Consider the following 17,846-nt stretch of genomic DNA (forward strand, 5'->3'; position numbering starts at 1 on the left):
GGACAGGGCGTTTCTGACATCGAGGGCCAATGACCGGCCCCCAGCGTTTGGATGATGTCGGCTGCTTGGGGAGGGCAGGTGGATGGCGGTTTCCGCAAAGCCAAGCGACGGCCGCTCAGATCAAGGTACAGGTCGTGTGCCGGCGGCAGACCTTTACCAGAACCTGCGCACGATCGGGCTGGTCGCCGCCGGCGGCTCGGTGGTCTACTATGATTTCGTCGTCTTCGCCTTTCTTGCACCAGTCATCGGCAAGGTGTTCTTCCCGGCTGGCATCGCCGGCTGGCTGGCGGTCATGCAGTCCTTCGGCATCTTTGCCGCCGGCTATGTGTTCCGTCCGCTGGGCGGCATCGCCTTGGCGCATTTCGGCGACCTGTTCGGCCGTAAGCAGCTGTTCGCCTTCTCGATCCTGTTGATGTCGGTGTCGACGCTCGGCATGGCCGTGCTTCCCGACTACGCGACCGCAGGCGTTGCAGCACCGCTGCTGCTGATCTGTCTGCGCGTGCTCCAGGGCGTCGCCATCGGCGGCGAGGTGCCTGGTGCCTGGACGCTGGTCGCCGAGCAGATGCCGCGCCGCCACGTGGGCCTCGCCTGCGCTCTCGTCTCGTCGTCGTTCACGGCCGGCATCCTCCTGGCATCGGTCATCGTCGCGCTGCTGAACTCTTTCTTCTCCGCCGCAGAGATCGAAGCCTTCGCCTGGCGGATCCCCTTTGTCATGGGCGCGCTGTTCAGCCTGCCGGCCATCGGCGCCCGGTGGCGGCTGAAGGAGACACCGGTCTTTTCTGCATTGCGCGACCGCTGGGCCCTGGTACCTGAGCTGCCGCTGGTGTCGATCTTCCGCAATCATCTGAGGGCGATCATCGTGTCGATCCTGCTCACCTGGGTGCTGTCGGCAGGCATTCTCGTCACCGGCCTGATGACCGCGACCCTGCTCCAGACCGTCTACGGATTTTCGGCGCAACATGCGCTGGTGGCGACGAGCATCGGGACGTTTGCGCTGATCCTCGGAACCGCTCTCTTCGGAATGGCCGTTGATCGGCTCGGTGCCGGTTTCTGCCTGATGGGCGGAAGCGCCATCTTCGGAGCGGCGACGTTCGTCTTCTATTCGTTCGCCGGGCACTCATTCGCTCTTCTGTGCCTGCTCTATATCATCATGGGGCTGGCCGTCGGGCTGATGGCGGTGGTGCCCTTTGTCATGGTCAACGCGTTCCCGGCGCGTGTGCGGGTCACCGGCGTCTCCTTCTCCTACAACATCTCCTACGCAGTCTTCGGCGGATTGACGCCGGTTCTTCTCACCTGGCTCGTCGAATACGATCCTATGGCGCCGGCCTACTATCTGCTGTTCATCGCCGTGCTGGCCTGCGGTCTCGGCGCCTATATCAGCAGCAACAGGCAGATGCTGGAGCCGCATCCGGACGATCTGCGACTGGGCATATGGGGCGGTTGACTGGGCGGCCTGTCCTGCTTCTGCGACAGAGCGGGCGCGGCGACCGGCCGCCGCGCCCGTGCGGTCAGGTCAGTCGTTGCCAACGCCGCGATTCGTCAGCTTCAGCGAGCGGTCCTGCTGGATGACGTAGGTCTCGCGGTACTTGCGTCCGTCCCGCCGGAACTCGTGCACGACGGCGCTGCCGACCGGCGCCTTGGTGAGCTTCGTGTGCGGCGGTTGCGGGAAGATCAGGCTTCCGGGGATCGGTTCGGGTACGAAAGCCATGGCCTCGGTGGCGGCAAGCGCCAGGCCAAGTGCGCCGAAGCCGATAGCGATAAGGGCGGTTTTCATCGTTGTGTTCTCCATTTCTGTGAACCGCCGTGTGCGTCACGAGCGGCATGATGGAGTTGACCAGTGGCCCATGAGCCTACGGTTTCAGCATCGCCCTCGATGCATTCATCGGTAACCCGGCCCAACCCGGATGTAACGAAGGCTTCGGCATCCCGCGGGCCTAATCTGCCGTGCGGAATGGCCTCCATGTCATCCGCAATCGACAGCCGTGAATCTGACATGGCAGTGCATCAGCGGGCCGGAAAGGGTGGCGGGCAACCTGATCCGAGGACCTTCAATGATCGACCAGACCTACCTTTCCGACGCCACCTTCCAGGCCGCTCTCGCCAACTGCCGTCGCTACTGGCTGAACTTCGGCCGCGAGCTCCGCCGTGACGACGGCATTTCAATGTTTCGCTCCGGCGTCGTCCATCCGCAGCTGAACGGCGTCCTGCGCCTGTACGGCGCCGACATCGATGTGCTGATCACGCAGGCACAGGAGCAACTGGCGGGCGTGCCCTGCATCTGGTGGGTCGGTCCGGACTCCCGCCCGGATGCGCTGGACGCCCTCATGCGGCACGGCGGCGCCAAGCATGGCACAATACCTGTCTACGCTCTGCGCCTCACGGATCTGCCCACCGGCAAGGCCAAGCCTGCCGGGCTTGTCATCGAGGAGGTGAGGGACGATCGCGGTCTTGCGGAATGGGTGGATTGTTTTGCGCCGTCGATGGGCGTCACCCCGGACCAGGTCGGAAAAACGCTGCAGATGGAACTAGACCGCCCGGATGCGCCGGGAAGTTTTCGGCGGTTCGCCGCAAGGATCGGCGGCAGGATGGTCGCGACCTCGGCGCTTCTCTGCGCGGAGGGCATCGCCGGGATCTACCTCTGCTCGACCGCCGAACAGCATCGCAGAAAGGGTATCGCCACCCTCATGACGCTGCACGCGGCGTGGACGGCTGTCGAGATGGGCTTTGAGGTGGTGACGCTCCAGGCAAGTCCGATGGGACAACCCGTCTATGAGCGTATCGGCTTCAAGAGGATCGCCGAATACGACGTCGTCGCCTTCTGAGCTAGGCTGGATCCGCTGCGTCGGCCGGTCACGCTCGCTATCGACGTCCGGGCGCTGTCTTCTCGCCCGGACGCTTGTGCCCCTTGTTGGCTGCCTATCGGCACTCGATCTCCAGCTCGTCGACCTTGCGGATCGCCGCGTGCCCGTGGATGCGCAGCGGCTGTGACCCGAGGCCGAACTGCAGCTGCGAGGTCGTCAGCGTCGTCAGTGCCTCTTCGAGTTCGATCCTCGCCAGCGCCTCACCGAGACAGCGATGTTCGCCGCCGCCGAAGACGGGGTGCCAGCGCGGCTGCTCGCGCTGCGGATCGAATGCGTCGGGATTGTCGAAGACCGCAGGGTCGCGCAAACCCGAAAGCGTCGAGAGGCTCATGGGGCCGCCCTTGGGGATCACGTGCCCGTCGAGCAACACATCCTCCAGCGTCAGCCGCGGGATCGAGCCCACCGCCGGCTCGTAGCGCAAGGCTTCGGCGACTGCCGGGACGATCATCTGCGGATCGCTCCGCATCGCCTCCCAGAGATGCGGCCGTTCGAGCAGCAGCCCCGTCTGGATGACGATCGCGGCGCGGGTGGTGTCGCTGCCGCCGAGCACCACGGAAACGATCTGCATGACGGCCTCGATTGGCGACAATTCCGGCGTTTCGTCGATCTTCGCCACATATTCGGAAAGGAAATCGTTTCTCGGGAGCTTGCGGCGCTCGGCGATCAGCCGCGCGCAGTAGTCCGTCAGTTCGCGGGTCGCTGCTTCGATGCCGGGAATGTCTTCGGTCGTCCACGAGGTCGTCAGGATCCTCGCGACCTCGTAGGCGAGCGTCGTGAACAGCGGAACGTCGGAGCGCGGGATGCCAAGGATCCCGGCAATCGTGATTGCCGGGATCAGCGCGGCATAATCGTCGCGAAGCTTCAGCCGACCCTTGTCGACGGCGTTATCCAAAAGGTCCTGGGAAAGCGCCCGGACCTTCGGCCGCAAGCCGGCCATCATGCGGAAGGCGAAATTCCGGGTCAGCGGCTGCCGGCGCCGGCGATGCGTCTCGCCGTTGGAAAACAGCATGCTGTATGAGACGAAGTCCCTGATCGGCCCGGAGTTGATCCCACGGATCCTGATCATTTCGGTCTCGATCTGCCGCGTACGGGGATCGCTGACCAGCGTCTCGATATCTCGGGCGCGCAGGACGATGTAGACGCCGTCCTCGCGCCTGACGAACGGGAAGCGGCTGCGCAGTTCCGCGTAAAGCTGATGGGGATTGGCGTTCAGTTCCGCGAAACTGAGGGTGGGCGGAGCCGAAGCTGAAGCTGTTGTATGGGAAATGTTCACCGGGAGTCCTCTGAGGTTGAGACAAGGATCCCAGTCTCCGCTTGCCTGCGCGTCGAAGGATTACAGGGCCGGGCAAACGGGTTTGATCTGTAATCCGGCGGGCTGCCGCGTTTGCTGCGAGGTCTCCAGTTTCCGATGCAACGAAGTCGCGGCTTCCTGAAACATCAAAGCGCCAGCCGGCTGCGATCGTCCCGCACATCAGACACGGGGATGTTTCCATGTTAGCAAGAATCAACGACGCATCGATTTTCTTCGACGTCGCCAGCAGTGCCTTCGCCGTCGAGGCGGGCGGGCTTGTCGAGAAGCCGACGATCATCGCGCTGCATGGCGGCCTGGGTTTCGATCACGGCTATTTAAGGCCCGGGCTCTGCGAGCTTGCCGACATCGCCCAGGTGATCTTCATCGATCTGCGCGGCAACGGCCGCTCCGAGCGCGTGCCGCTCGACACCTGCACGCTTGAGCAGATGGCCGATGATGTGGCGTTGTTCTGCAAGCAACTGGGCATCGAGCGACCCATCGTCTTCGGGCATTCGGCCGGCAGCTTCGTCGCGCTGCACATGGCGCTGCGACATCCCGGTCAATTGGGCGGTTTGATCATCTGCGACGGCAGCCCGACGGTTGCGCCGATACAGGAGGAGGATGGTGATCCCGGCCCGACGCTGGCATCGCGGGGATCGGACGCGGCGCTGGCCATCGCGTCACGCGTCTTTTCCGGAGAGATCACCGAAGAGACAATGTCTCTGTTCATGCGCGATCTTACACCGTTTTATGTGGCACCCTCGAACGCGTCGATCATGCAGGAAATCCTGTCGCTGACGTCCCTCGACATCCCGATGATGCAGCATTTCATGCAGGTCGTCGCGCCCGCCTATGACCTGCGTTCGCAACTGGATACGATAGAGGTGCCGGCACTGGTGATCGTCGGCCGGCACGACTGGGTCTGCCCGCCGAGTGCGGCGCGGTTCTTGGCCCGGTCGATGCGCAATGCGAGACTGGTCGAGTTCGAAAACTCCGGGCATTTTCCGTTTGCCGAAGAGCCGCTGAAGTTCTTCTCCACGGTTCAGGAGTTCTTGAACGAGCTGACCGGCGGGCAGTGATGCCGGCGCGATTTCTCCGCGCCGGCAGGCCGTAGGCGCGCCGCTGCTCAGGCGGCGTTCGACATCCGGCGGATATCCGGCGCGAACATCTCGCGCATCCTTGCCCGGTAGTGATCTTCCGAGGTGGTCCAGCGAAGCTCCGCCAGCATCTTGCTGTCGGCGCCGGCGGGATAGCGAAGCCGCTCGCCGCCCTCGGTCGCCGCGGCATAGGCGGCGTCTGCGACTTCCGCCTCGCTGCAATAGGCGGTGGGATAGTTGGCGAATTTTTCGAAGCACCCTTGCGCGAACTGTCCGTAGTCGGCCGGGATGAGGCCCTGCATGCGGGGTCCGCCATTGGCGGTGAAGCGGGTGGTCGGCCCGTAGCCCGGCTCGACAAGCCGCACCTTGATGTTGAACTGTTCGAGCTCGTAGGACAGCGCTTCGCTGAACCCTTCGACGGCGAACTTGCTGGCTGCGTAGAGCGCCACGAGCGGGACCACGCCGAGGGTAACGCTCGACGTGACGTTGATGATCACGCCGTGACCCTGGCGGCGCATGTGCGGAATGATGGCGCGGCAGACGTTGAAGACGCCGAAGGTATTGGTCTCGAAGACCTCCCGGGTCGCGCTGTCCGGCGTCGCCTCGACGGCGGACGCCAGCCCGATGCCGGCATTGTTGATCACCACGTCGATGCTCCCGAAAGCCGTGATGCTGTCGGCAATTGCCTTGTCGATCGTCTCCGGCCTTGAGACGTCGAGGGCGAGCACCTTCAACCTGTCGCCGCCGGGCGGGAAGATCGTCGGGTCCGGATGGCGCATGGTGGCAATGACATTCCAGCCGCGGTCGAGAAAGTGTTCGGCCATGCTGAAGCCGTATCCGGAGGACGTGCCGGTGATCAGAACTGTCTTGGTCATGTATCGATCTCCTTGTTCTTCGATGCCCCGAGAATAGCGAACCAGCGAAGATTAGGAATAATGGAAGATCCAGCTGTTGTTACGGATCGTCTCAATGATCATCGAGCAACGGTGCCTGAGGCCTGACCCTGTACAAATCGTCTGGGACGATCCATGGTGCAGTTGGTAGATCTCTTTATGGATTGTGCAGATGGATGCGCTGACGGATGTGGTCCAACTGCTGCGGCCGAAGACGGTGCTGATGGGCAGCATGGCGGGATTTGGAGACTGGGCTGTGCAGGTTCCGCCGCAGCCGGGACCGATGCTCTACTTCGTGATCGAAGGCAACGTCCGTTTCCGGACGGCCGAAGGAGAGACCGTGCACCTGAACGCCGGAGATTTCGTGTTGTCGGGCAGCCCGACTGCGGATGTGTTCTTCAGCGCCGATGGACAGGACGTCGTCTTGTCCGATGACGACTTCAAGGCCCGGCATCTGGTGAACGGCGAGATCATCGTCGGCGATGTCGGCGATGACAGCGTTGCCCGGATTGTCGGCGGCTGCATCCTCTGCAATCCGACCAATGCCGACTTGCTGACAGAGCTTCTGCCGCGCCTTGTTCACGTCGGTGCAGGCGAGGGAACTGGCGCAAGGCTCGGCGACCTGATCTCCTATATCCGCGACGAAGCGGAGAACGCGCGCGTCGGCAGTGACCTGATCCTCTCGCGGTTGCTCGAGGTGCTGCTGATCGAGACACTGCGCAGGGAGGCGGCCAAGCTTCCTCATCCGGGCATGCTGCGCGGACTTTCGCATCCACAGCTCGCCCGGGCGATCGGCGAAATCCATGCCGACGTGCGGCGCGGCTGGACCATTGCCGAACTGGCGCAGCGGGCCGGGATGTCGCGTTCCGCCTTCGCCCGCAAATTCTCCGAGGCAGTCGGGCTTGCTCCCGTCGAATATCTGCTGCGGTGGCGAATGGCTCTCGCCAAGGACGCCCTGCGCTATTCGCGCGGGACGCTGGACGAGATCGCCGAGCAAGTCGGATACCAGTCTGCCAGTGCTTTCAGCACCGCCTTCAGCCAGAAGATCGGCTGCCCGCCGCGCGAATATGCACGCATTGCTTTGGCCAGTTGACGCTTTTAAGCGAGTGATCGGAGATGACCGAAAGAGGGGGCGGTATCCCCGGTGCCGGATGATCAGCTCGCCTTGCGCAATTCCGGTAGTTCGTCGCCCGACTTCAGCCCTTGAACGAGCTTTGCCAGCCAATCGACAAACACCCGCACCTTGTTGCTGACGTGGCGCGTCTGCGGATAGACGATGTAGAGCGGCAGCTTCTCGCACTCCCAGTCGGTCAGCACCTCGACGAGTTCGCCACGCTCCAGCGCATCCTTGACAATGAAGCGAGCGCTCTGGGCGACGCCCATGCCGGAGATCGCGGCGTTCACATAGGAACGCGCGTCATTGACCGAGACCGCGTAGCGGGGCGCAATATCCAGCACCTCGTCGCCGCGGCAGAATTCCATCTGCATCACCCGCCCTGCCGTCGCGTTCAGATAACCGACGGCGAAATGCTTGTCTTCGAGGTCGCGCGGATGCTCGGGAACACCGAAATTGTTGATATAGATTGGCGAGGCGTAGGCGTGCAGCTGGATCTCGCCGACTTTACGGGCGATCAGCGACTGATCGGTCGGCGTGCCGCCGCGCAGAGCACAATCGACATTCTCGGCGATGTAATCGACCAGCCGGTCGCCGACCCCGATATCCAGCTGGATCTGCGGATAGCGCTGGTAGAAGTCGCAAAGCGCCGGAATGACGATGAGGTCGGCAAAGGCGCCGGCCATCTCCACCCTCAGCCGCCCGGATGGCTGTGCTTGCGATTTCGACATCGACCCATCGAGTTCGTCGAGCTCCGAAAGGATCTGGATTGCCCGCTCGTAATAGAGGGCGCCATCGGTGGTCACCATGACCCGTCGGGTTGTGCGGTTCAGCAGCGTCGTGCGAAGGTGGGCCTCCAGGCTCTGCACCATGGTGGTAACGGTGGTCTTCGGCATATCGAGAGCGGTCGCGGCACGGGTGAAGTTGCCGGTTTCGACCACACGCACGAAGACACGCATTGCAGACAACTGATCCATGTACAGCTCCCGTGACGCGCTGCAGCATTATTCCGATTTTCGGAACAGTGTTACCCTGCAGGGCGACTTGTGCAAGTTTTCTGGGATAATAATATCATACTCAGAAAATTCGGCAACGCTTGCTCATCCAATCGATGGCACCGGGACTTTCATGACGCTGCAGTGGCAAAACATCGCATTCGACCGGTCGGCGACACCGCCGGTGCCGATGCGGCTGTATGAGGGGACGAAGCCCGGCAAGGTGCCGCCGATCGTCCTCTACCTGCGGGGCCGTGCGTTTCTCGATGAGGACCGCGGCGAGATGGAAAGGCCGATTGCCAAGGCGCTTGCGGAGACCGGCGCGATCGTTCTTGAGGCCGACTATGCGGGCGTATCGAGCAACACGTTTCCGAAGGCGATGGAAGTTGCGTTCGAGGCTTTGACCTGCCTGTCTACCCGCCGCAAGCAATTCGGCAGCGCCAAGTCGCCGCTGTTCGTGGCCGGTGACGAGGCGGGTGGCAACGTTGCTGCAGGTGTCGCCTTGAAGGCGCGTGATCTGCTGCCCGGCGAGTTGAACGGACAGATGCTGTTTTCGCCGATGATCGATCCGCAGATGACGAGCGCCTCGTTTCGCAAGGCGGACGACGTCGGCATGCGGGAGCGCTGGTCGGACGGCTGGAGCCACTATCTTGGCTCGCATCTGGGTTTTCAGCATCCCTATGCGGCGCCGTGTCTCTGTTCGCGGCTTGCGGGCGTCGCACCGGCTCTCGTGGTGACATCGGAAGACGATCCGCTACGGGACGAAGTCATCGGTTATGCGGACAGCCTGAGGGCTTTCGGCGTCACTGTGCAACAGCGCATCTTTTCAGCCGATTGCGGCTGGACGAGCATTTACAAGGAAGGGAAGGGCACATGGCTTGCTCCTCTCTGTTCGGAATTCACCAGTTTCGTCGACGGACTGCAGGTCTAGGCCGACGATTTTTAGACGGCATCACATTCAGCATTTCATCTCTGAAGGAGACCGGAATGACATCATACAGGTTCTCGATTTCGTGACACTGATGCCCTTCGCGGCCCGGTTCACAGACTAAAAAGCAGACACATTCAGATCACCGCGGCGTCAGCGCCGCGCAGCCGACCGCCGGTTTCCGGCGTGGTCGGATCCATTGACGTTTCGACTAGAGAGCGGGCTTCCCATGGGTCCGCAGGAGAGCAAAATGACATCGAAGATCACAAGCTGGGCCCTGTGGGGTACCGGGCTGAGCGTCGCTGCCCTGATCGCCGGCGCATCCATCTATCTCGACATGCCGCAGGCGGCCAAGGCTGCCCCGGCTGCACAGGCAACGCCGGCGGTACCGGTCACGGTCACCTCCGTCGAGCCGCGCAAGGTCACCACCTGGCAGGAGTTCTCCGGCAGGCTGGAAGCTGTCGACCGGGTGCTGCTGCGCCCGCGCGTCGCCGGCGCCGTTCAGTCCGTACACTTCCGCGAAGGCGGCCTCGTGAAGGCCGGCGACCTGCTGGTCAGCATCGATCCGGAACCCTATGCGGCAGCCGTCGCCCAGGCGCAGGGGCTTGTCGCCTCGGCGGAAGCCAAGCTCGAACTCGCCAATACCGAGCTCGAACGCGGCAACAATCTCCTGGCCAGGAACACCATCTCGCAGAGCGAGCTTGCCCAGCGGCAAAGCGCGCAGCGGGATGAGCTTGCCGGCGTCCAGTCTGCAAAGGCGGCTTTGAAGGTCGCTCAGCTCAACCTCGACTATACGCAGATCAAGGCCCCGATCGCCGGCCGCGTCGGCAAGATCGAAGTGACTGTCGGCAATCTCGTTGCCGCCGGCTCGGCCTCCAGTCCGCTGGCGACCATCGTCTCGATCGATCCGATCTATGCAAGCTTCGATGCCGGCGAAGAACTGGTGGCGCAGATCATCGCTGACCTGCCGTCCGAAAACGGCGTTCCGGCCATCGACCGGGTACCCGTCGAGGTCAGCACGCTCGCCGCCAACAGCACGCCGATCCGCGGCAAGCTGCAGCTGATCGACAACGAGGTGAACGCGTCGAGCGGCACGATCCGTGTGCGCGCCGTCTTCGACAACCCGGGCGGCAAGCTCATTCCGGGCCAGTTCGTCCGCGTTCGCCTCGGCCAGCCAACCGCGTCGGACCAGCTGATGATCAGCGAAAAGGCCGTCGGCACCGACCAGGACAAGAAGTTCGTCTTAGTGGTCGATGCAAACAATACCATCGCATACCGGCAGGTGGAGCTGGGTTCCGCGGTCGAGGGCCTGAGGATCGTGCAGAAGGGCCTGAACGCCGGCGATCGGATCGTCATCAACGGCCTGCAACGAGTTCGTCCCGGCGCGGTGGTTGCGCCTGAGGAAGAAGCCAAGGTCGCCAACAACTGATGCCCTGACCGGCTCTGCCGGTCGGAACATTCAAACCATATCGTTCGCCTGTGTCGCCTGCGGCCTCACGCGTCGAGCCGGAAACCGAGAACGGTTTTCGCAGGCTCGGCGCGTGGTTCGAAGGATGGATCTCGCCTGCGCTCGAAAGGGCGTCGGCGTTCCATTGGCCGCGGGACAGGCGTCTTCCGTTTCTTGTTAACCCCGGAGAGAGGGCTTTGACATGAATATTTCCCGCTTCTTTATCGACAGGCCGGTGTTTGCCGGCGTGCTGTCGATCCTCATCGTCGTCGCAGGTCTGATCGGCCTGCGCTCGCTGCCGATCTCGGAGTATCCCGAGGTCGTTCCGCCGTCGATCGTCGTGCGCGCCAGCTATCCGGGCGCCAACCCATCCGTCATTGCCGAAACGGTCGCGACGCCGCTCGAAGAGCAGATCAACGGCGTCGAGGACATGCTCTACATGTCGAGCCAGGCAACCTCCGACGGCGTACTGAACGTCACGGTGACGTTCAAGCTCGGCACGGACCCGGACAAGGCGCAGCAGCTGGTGCAGAACCGCGTCAGCCAGGCGGAGCCACGCCTGCCGGCGGAAGTCCGCGCACTCGGTCTCACCACCGTCAAGAGCTCGCCCGACTTCATCATGGTCGTGAACCTTGTCTCCGATACCGACCGATACGACATCACCTACCTGCGCAACTATGCAACGCTCAACGTCAAGGACCGGCTGACCCGGATCCAGGGCGTCGGACAGGTGCAGGTGTTCGGCGCCGGCGACTATTCGATGCGCGTCTGGATCGACCCGCAGAAGGCCGCTGAACATTCGCTGGCCGCAAGCGACATCTCGAATGCCATCCGCAGCCAGAACGTACAGGCCGCAGCCGGCATCATCGGTGCGTCGCCGTCGCAGCCGGGCGTCGAGTTGCAGTTGAACGTCAACGCACAGGGCCGCCTGCGGACGCCGGAAGAGTTCGGCAACATCATCGTCAAGAGCGGTGAGAACGGCGAGATCACCCGGCTGCGTGACGTCGCCCGCATCGAACTCGGTGCGGCCGACTATACGCTCCGTTCGCTGCTCGACGGCCGCCCGGCGGTTGCCGTCGCCGTCCTGCAGGCACCCGGCTCGAACGCCATCGAAATCGCCGACAACGTGCAGGCGACGATGGACCAGCTGCAGCTGGCCATGCCGGAAGGCGTGAAGTACGAGATCGTCTACGACACGACGAAGTTCGTCCGGTCTTCGATCGAGAAGGTCGTCGACACGCTGCTCGAAGCCATTGCTCTCGTCGTTCTCGTCGTCATCGTCTTCCTGCAGACCTGGCGCGCGTCGATCATCCCGTTGATCGCCGTGCCCGTGTCGATCATCGGCACCTTCGCTGTGATGTATGCCTTCGGGTTCTCCATCAACGCGTTGACGCTGTTCGGGCTCGTGCTGGCGATCGGCATCGTCGTCGACGATGCGATCGTCGTGGTGGAAAACGTCGAGCGCAATATCGAGAACGGTCTCAGCCCACGCGACGCCACCTACAAGGCGATGAAGGAAGTGTCCGGCCCGATCATCGCGATCGCACTGGTGCTGGTCGCCGTGTTCGTGCCGCTCGCCTTCATCAGCGGCCTGTCCGGCCAGTTCTACCGGCAGTTCGCGTTGACGATCGCCATCTCGACGGTGATCTCGGCGATCAACTCGCTGACGCTGTCGCCGGCGCTGGCCGCCCTGCTGCTGAAGGACCATCATGCCAAGAAGGACTGGCTGACGCGCTTCATGGACGCCACCTTCGGCTGGTTCTTCCGTGGCTTCAACCGTGCCTTCGGCGCGGCATCCAACGGCTACGGCCGCACGGTCGGCGGGCTCCTGTCGCGCAAGAGCCTGGTGATGATCATCTACCTGGCGCTTGTCGCGGCAACCTACAGCATGTTCAATGCCGTTCCCGGCGGCTTCGTGCCGGCGCAGGACAAGCAGTATCTGATCGGCTTTGCCCAGTTGCCGGACGGCGCGACGCTCGATCGCACCGAAGACGTCATCAAGCGGATGAGCGAGATCACCCTGGCGCAGCCGGGCGTGGTGCACGCCATCGCCTTCCCTGGCCTGTCGATCAACGGCTTCACGATCGGTTCCAATGCCGGTATCGTTTTCGCCATCCTCGACGACTTCGACAAGCGCACCACGCCGGAGCTTTCCGGCGGCGCGATCGCCATGCAGCTGAACCAGAAGTTCGGCGGCATCCAGGACGCCTTCATCGCGATGTTCCCGCCGCCGCCGGTCAACGGCCTGGGGCAGACCGGGGGCTTCAAGCTGCAGATCGAGGACCGTGCCGGCCTCGGCAATCAGGCTCTCGACGAAGCGACCAAAGCGGTCATCGCCAAGGCCTACCAGACGCCGGAACTTGCCGGCATCTTCTCGAGCTTCCAGATCAACGTGCCGCAGCTCTATGCGGATCTGGATCGCGCCAAGGCGGAACAGCTCGGCGTATCGGTGACCGACGTCTTCGAAACGCTGCAGATCTATCTCGGTTCGCTCTACGTCAACGACTTCAACGCATTTGGCCGCACCTACAGCGTGCGGGTTCAGGCGGATGCCAAGTACCGCGCAAAGGCGGAGGACATCGGCCAGTTGAAGGTCCGCTCGCAGTCCGGCCAGATGATCCCGCTTTCGGCACTGTTGAAGGTCGATGCGCAGACCGGTCCGGAACGCGCGACGCGCTACAACGGCTTCCTGTCGGCCGACATCAACGGCGGTCCGGCTCCGGGCTTCTCGTCCGGCCAGGCGGAAGCGGCGATCACCAAGATCCTCAGCGAAACGCTGCCGCCGGGCATCGAGTTCGAATGGACGGATCTGACCTACCAGCAGATCCTGGCGGGCAATTCCAGCCTCGTGGTCTTCCCGCTGGCGCTGCTGCTCGTCTACCTGGTGCTCGCGGCACAGTATGAAAGTCTCACCCTGCCGCTGGCGATCATCATGATCGTGCCGATGGGCGTGCTGGCGGCGATGACCGGTGTCTGGCTGACGGGAGGTGACAACAACATCTTCACCCAGATCGGGTTGGTGGTGTTGGTGGGGCTATCGGCGAAGAATGCGATCCTGATCGTCGAGTTCGCCCGGGAGCTGGAATTCGAGGGGCGCAAGCCATTCGAAGCCGCGGTCGAGGCAAGCCGTCTTCGCCTTCGCCCGATCCTGATGACCTCCATGGCCTTCATCATGGGTGTCGTCCCGCTCGTCCTGTCGACGGGTGCCGGCGCCGAGATGCGATCCGCCATGGGCATCGCCGTCTTCTCCGGCATGATCGGGGTGACCTTCTTCGGCATCTTCATGACGCCGGTGTTCTACATGCTGGCCCGCATGCTGACCGGTGGTCGGCCGCTGCGCCAGCACGGTACGGAGGCGGTGCCCGCTCTCTCTCCAGCGGAGTAATTACGCCGTCTCCTGGTCGGGGCCACACATTGTCTGCCGCAATGATGTGAACCATCCTCGACTGCGCCGCGCGGGTCTATCCACCGCAGACCCGCGCGGTGTCCTCCCTTGAAAGGCTGCAACGAACGGCGCGCAAGCGTCGTTTCTGCATTCGAGCCACTGCCGGCGTTCCTCCTAGAGCGCCGAGCTCTCAAGCTCTTCGAGCACCGGCTCCAGCAGTGCTGCGATCTTCGGGTTGCCGAGTTCCGCTGCATGCTTGTGAGCGGCAGTGACGAAGCTTCGGACGATATCGTGGCCGACCTCAGCCTTCTCCTCGACCGATTTGAACATCACGCCGCAGTACTGAACCGGGTCACCCTGCTCATCGAAGAAGCAGCGGCCGATGGCGGTGACGGTGACGGTCTCGCCGTTCGGCCTGGTGATCCGGTACTCCTCCTGGTAGGGGCCGCCGGCAACGATCGCTCCGTGGATGGCAGCCGCCACGCGTTCCCTATCTTCATAGAACACCCGATTGAGATACTGGCTGATGCCGAGCCCCCGTGCGACGTCCTCCGACGGCAGTCCGAAGAAACCGGCGATCTCGCTGTCGCCTCTCAACCGGTCGCTGATGACATCCCAGGAGAATATTCCGACGTCCTGGGCGACGATAACCAAGGCATTGGCGTCCGGAGCGGATGCGCTGTCCATTTGTCGAATCCTCCACTTGATGTCGGCATCTGTCACATGCATTTGAATGCATATACGGAATTCGCAACCGTCGGACCTGTTACGTCCGATGCCGTACGCTTCTCGGTAGAATTGCCGCGCTGCTGCGGGTAATCGCCCGGCGGGCAATGCCGTCACATCTCTTCTGGACGGTCATCAAACTTTGTTGGAACCGTCGTCCATCTGTCATGCAGGGGTCGCATACGCGCTTTGAAAAAGGAGCGCAGAATGACGACGCCTCAATCGCTTGACCTTCTCGGCATCGGCAAGAGCTTCGGGAACGATGAGGTCCTGAAGGAGATCAACCTCTCCATCCGCCCCGGCGAATTCCTGTCGCTGGTCGGTATGTCCGGCTGCGGCAAGTCCACGCTGCTGAGGATCATCGCCGGGCTGGAAGCGCCGGATCGCGGCACCGTCTCGATCGGCGGAGACGATGTGACCGAGACGGATCCCAGCGATCGCAACCTCGCCATGGTGTTTCAGTCCTACGCGCTCTACCCGCACATGAGCGTTCGGCAGAACATCGCCACGCCGCTGCGGATGCGGCGCCTGACATTTTCTGCCCGCCTGCCGCTGATCGGGCGGCTGCTGGCTCCGGCAGAAGCCATGAAGGCGATCGATGCTGCCGTCGAGCAGGCGGCGGAAACGCTTCATATTGCACATCTGTTGGACCGCAAGCCGGCGCAGCTGTCCGGCGGCCAGCGCCAGCGCGTGGCTCTGGCCCGCGCACTCGTCCGCTCGCCGGCAGCCTTCCTGATGGACGAGCCGCTCTCCAATCTCGATGCCAAGCTGCGCGCCCATATGCGCGAGGAGCTGGCGTCGCTGCATCGCCGCCTGGGCGCGACCTTCATCTACGTCACCCACGACCAGATCGAGGCGATGACGATGTCCGATCGCATCGCGCTGATGTCGGAGGGCCGGATCGAGCAGCTCGGGACGCCGGACGAGCTCTACCGTTCGCCCGCAACGCTCACCGTCGCCCGTTTCATCGGCACGCCGTCGATCAACCTCCTGCCGGTCGAGATCAATGGGCAGGGACGCGTCTCGGCTTTCGGCCAGAACCTGCAGATCCAGGCGGCGGCCAAGGATGCCGGTCCCGCGACGCTGGGTATCCGCGCCGAGGACCTGCGCCACGCGGCCGACGGTTTTGCGGTTCGCGTGGTGCGCAGCGAGACCCACGGCGCCGACCGCTTCGTCACCACCCATCTGCTCGCCGATGAGACCGTTCGCCTGACGATGCGTCAGGCATCCGACGAGCGACTGGCCGTTGAGGCGGACGGCACGATGCGTCTCGGCTTTGCGCCGGAGCAGGCGCACCTGTTCGGCACCGACGGCGAGCGCCGCAGGGTCTCGGTTCTCGAGCGGGTGGCGGCATGACGGCGGCGGACTTCTATACGCCGGCCTCCACTATGACGGTCGGGCAAAAACCCCGAGCGGCGCGCGCGGAGCGGCGGATGATGTGGCGCGGGCTGATGTTCGTTGCCCCGGCCGCGCTGCTGCTGGTGGCGATCTATATCGTTCCGATGGTCGTGCTCGCCGGTTTCTCGGTCACCGACTACCAGCTCGGGGCCCTTTCCAGCCGCTTCGTCGGACTTGAGAATTTCATCAAGGCCTACCACGATCCTGTGTTCATGAGATCGCTGAAGAACACGGCAATCTATGCGGCGATCGTCATACCCTTCGGCGTGTTCCTGGCGCTTGGCGTCGCGCTGCTGGTCTACAACCGCAAGCGCAGCCGCGGCTTCTGGGAAGTCGCCTATTTCCTGCCCGTCACCGCGACGCTGGTGGCCATGGCCACCGTCTGGCAGTTCCTGCTGCATCCGTCGCTCGGGCCGGTAAACGCTGCGATCAAGTGGTTCGGCTTCGAGCCGGTCGCCTTCCTGTCGAACCCGGTGCTGTTGATCCCGACGATGGCCTTGATCGGTGTCTGGCAGATCGTCGGCTTCAACATGGTGCTGTTTCTCGCGGGATTGACGGCAATCCCGAAGGATCTGCACGAGGCGGCCCGGCTGGATGGCGCCAGAAACCCCATCGATAGGTTCTTTACCGTCACCTGGCCGATGCTTGGCCCGACGACGATGTTCGTCGTCGTCACCACCTCGATTTCCGCCTTCAAGGTGTTCGAGACGGTCGCCGTCCTCACCAAGGGCCGCTTCGGCTCGGAGACGCTGCTGTTCGATCTCTACCTCGAGGGGTTCGAATACGCCAACACCGGCTATGCCGCCGCCCTGACGCTGATCTTCCTTGTTATCGTTCTGGTCCTGTCGATCGGCCAGACGGTGCATATGGACCGGAAGGTGCATTACTGATGGCGTCGCTGCGCAGATATCTCCCGCATCTGGTGCTCGCACTCGGCGCCTTCGCCATGCTGCTGCCGTTCTACTGGATGGTGCTGACGTCGATCCGCTCTCCGGCGGAGATCTTTAACGTATCACTGTGGCCGATCCCGCAGAAATTCGACGCGGCCGAGAATTATGCCCGAGCGGCGGGCCAGGTGCCGATGGCGCGGTTCATGCTGAACGGCGTTATCGTCTGCTTCGGCATCCTGATCGTGCAGGTGGTAACGGCGGTTCCGGCTGCCTATGCGCTCGCCAAGCTTCGGTTTCCCGGCCGCAGGCTGATGATGACGCTGGTGATCGCAGCGCTCTGCGTGCCGATCCAGGCGCTGGCGCTGCCGCTCTTCGTCGGCTTGGCGAAGACGAACCTGCTCAACACCTACTTTGCGATGATGGCGCCGTTCCTGCTGTCGGTCTTCGCCATCTTCCTGTTCCACCAGTCGTTCCGCAGCTATCCGAACGAAATCATCGAAGCCGCCCGGATGGACGGCTTTTCGGAGCTGGAGATCTGCTGGGGACTGGTGCTGCGCGGCTCTCTGCCGTCGCTTGCCGCCTTCGCCGTCTTCTCTCTGGTGGCCCACTGGAACGACCTCTACTGGCCGATGATCGTCGTGTCGGACACCAATCTCGCGCCGCCGCCGCTCGGGATGCTCTACTTCTCGGATGTCGAATCCGGGGCGAACTACGGCGCGCTGATGGCCGGCGCGACGATCATCACCGCACCCATGCTGATCTGCTTCCTCCTCGTGCGCCGCCATTTCATCGCCGGCATCACCATGACCGGCGTCAAGTAA

15 protein-coding genes are annotated in these 17,846 nt (G+C 63.2%); 10 read left to right on the plus strand and 5 right to left on the minus strand.

What is annotated here, in order from left to right; translation table 11 throughout:
* Positions 1 to 82: 82 nt before the first annotated feature.
* A complete protein-coding gene (locus AAIH46_RS16900; RefSeq protein ID WP_430307154.1) occupies positions 83 to 1,444 on the plus strand; it encodes an MFS transporter in 1,362 nt (453 codons plus the stop codon).
* A gap of 69 nt (positions 1,445 to 1,513) precedes the next feature.
* Here AAIH46_RS16900 and AAIH46_RS16905 read toward each other — a convergent pair whose 3' ends face one another.
* The gene (locus AAIH46_RS16905; protein WP_430307155.1) at positions 1,514 to 1,774 is read right to left on the minus strand and encodes a hypothetical protein; all 261 of its coding nucleotides are present in this window, start codon (positions 1,772 to 1,774) and stop codon (positions 1,514 to 1,516) included.
* A 277-nt stretch (positions 1,775 to 2,051) separates the two neighbouring features.
* On the opposite strand from AAIH46_RS16905, the gene AAIH46_RS16910 reads away from it, so the two are divergent.
* Positions 2,052 to 2,822: a GNAT family N-acetyltransferase gene (locus AAIH46_RS16910; protein WP_430307156.1), complete on the plus strand. Its 771-nt coding sequence runs from the start codon at positions 2,052 to 2,054 to the stop codon at positions 2,820 to 2,822.
* Positions 2,823 to 2,916: 94 nt separating this feature from the next.
* Here AAIH46_RS16910 and AAIH46_RS16915 read toward each other — a convergent pair whose 3' ends face one another.
* Positions 2,917 to 4,134: a cytochrome P450 gene (locus tag AAIH46_RS16915; RefSeq protein WP_430307157.1), complete on the minus strand. Its 1,218-nt coding sequence runs from the start codon at positions 4,132 to 4,134 to the stop codon at positions 2,917 to 2,919.
* A gap of 218 nt (positions 4,135 to 4,352) precedes the next feature.
* On the opposite strand from AAIH46_RS16915, the gene AAIH46_RS16920 reads away from it, so the two are divergent.
* Positions 4,353 to 5,231 carry an alpha/beta fold hydrolase gene (locus AAIH46_RS16920; protein ID WP_430307159.1) on the plus strand — a complete coding sequence of 293 codons (879 nt, stop codon included), beginning with the start codon at positions 4,353 to 4,355 and terminating at the stop codon, positions 5,229 to 5,231.
* 47 nt (positions 5,232 to 5,278) lie between these two features.
* Here the strand turns inward: AAIH46_RS16920 and AAIH46_RS16925 are convergent, their stop codons facing one another.
* Entirely contained in the window at positions 5,279 to 6,124 is an 846-nt protein-coding gene (locus tag AAIH46_RS16925; RefSeq protein ID WP_430307160.1) for an SDR family oxidoreductase, read from the minus strand.
* A gap of 190 nt (positions 6,125 to 6,314) precedes the next feature.
* Here AAIH46_RS16925 and AAIH46_RS16930 point away from each other — a divergent pair, with 190 nt between their 5' ends.
* Positions 6,315 to 7,235 carry an AraC family transcriptional regulator gene (locus AAIH46_RS16930; protein ID WP_430307162.1) on the plus strand — a complete coding sequence of 307 codons (921 nt, stop codon included), beginning with the start codon at positions 6,315 to 6,317 and terminating at the stop codon, positions 7,233 to 7,235.
* Between the two features lie 62 nt (positions 7,236 to 7,297).
* Here the strand turns inward: AAIH46_RS16930 and AAIH46_RS16935 are convergent, their stop codons facing one another.
* Entirely contained in the window at positions 7,298 to 8,233 is a 936-nt protein-coding gene (locus AAIH46_RS16935) for a LysR family transcriptional regulator (RefSeq protein WP_430307163.1), read from the minus strand.
* 151 nt (positions 8,234 to 8,384) lie between these two features.
* Between AAIH46_RS16935 and AAIH46_RS16940 the strand changes: the two genes are divergently transcribed.
* The 3 genes from AAIH46_RS16940 (at position 8,385) to AAIH46_RS16950 (ending at position 14,011) form a co-directional block, all read left to right on the plus strand.
* On the plus strand, positions 8,385 to 9,182 hold the full coding sequence (locus AAIH46_RS16940; RefSeq protein ID WP_430307164.1) for an alpha/beta hydrolase fold domain-containing protein: 798 nt from the start codon (positions 8,385 to 8,387) through the stop codon (positions 9,180 to 9,182).
* 247 nt (positions 9,183 to 9,429) lie between these two features.
* Complete coding sequence (locus tag AAIH46_RS16945; RefSeq protein WP_430307165.1) at positions 9,430 to 10,608, plus strand: efflux RND transporter periplasmic adaptor subunit; 1,179 nt, start codon at positions 9,430 to 9,432, stop codon at positions 10,606 to 10,608.
* A gap of 220 nt (positions 10,609 to 10,828) precedes the next feature.
* Positions 10,829 to 14,011, plus strand: coding sequence for an efflux RND transporter permease subunit (locus AAIH46_RS16950; RefSeq protein ID WP_430307166.1), 3,183 nt, complete (start codon positions 10,829 to 10,831; stop codon positions 14,009 to 14,011).
* A gap of 174 nt (positions 14,012 to 14,185) precedes the next feature.
* On the opposite strand, the gene AAIH46_RS16955 is transcribed toward AAIH46_RS16950, so the two are convergent.
* A complete protein-coding gene (locus AAIH46_RS16955; RefSeq protein ID WP_430307167.1) occupies positions 14,186 to 14,698 on the minus strand; it encodes a PAS domain-containing protein in 513 nt (170 codons plus the stop codon).
* Positions 14,699 to 14,944: 246 nt separating this feature from the next.
* Between AAIH46_RS16955 and AAIH46_RS16960 the strand changes: the two genes are divergently transcribed.
* Genes AAIH46_RS16960 through AAIH46_RS16970 form a run of 3 tightly spaced genes read left to right on the plus strand, consistent with a single transcriptional unit; the run spans position 14,945 to position 17,846 of the window.
* The gene (locus tag AAIH46_RS16960) at positions 14,945 to 16,093 is read left to right on the plus strand and encodes an ABC transporter ATP-binding protein (RefSeq protein WP_430307169.1); all 1,149 of its coding nucleotides are present in this window, start codon (positions 14,945 to 14,947) and stop codon (positions 16,091 to 16,093) included.
* A 32-nt stretch (positions 16,094 to 16,125) separates the two neighbouring features.
* Complete coding sequence (locus AAIH46_RS16965) at positions 16,126 to 17,025, plus strand: carbohydrate ABC transporter permease (RefSeq protein WP_430307350.1); 900 nt, start codon at positions 16,126 to 16,128, stop codon at positions 17,023 to 17,025.
* Positions 17,025 to 17,846, plus strand: a complete 822-nt coding sequence (locus AAIH46_RS16970; protein WP_430307171.1) for a carbohydrate ABC transporter permease — start codon at positions 17,025 to 17,027, stop codon at positions 17,844 to 17,846. The genes AAIH46_RS16965 and AAIH46_RS16970 overlap by 1 nt, the downstream gene beginning before the upstream one ends.

Origin of the sequence: Rhizobium sp. 0TCS1.26 (assembly GCF_050455525.1) — a bacterium.
Taxonomy (GTDB): Bacteria; Pseudomonadota; Alphaproteobacteria; order Rhizobiales; family Rhizobiaceae; genus Neorhizobium.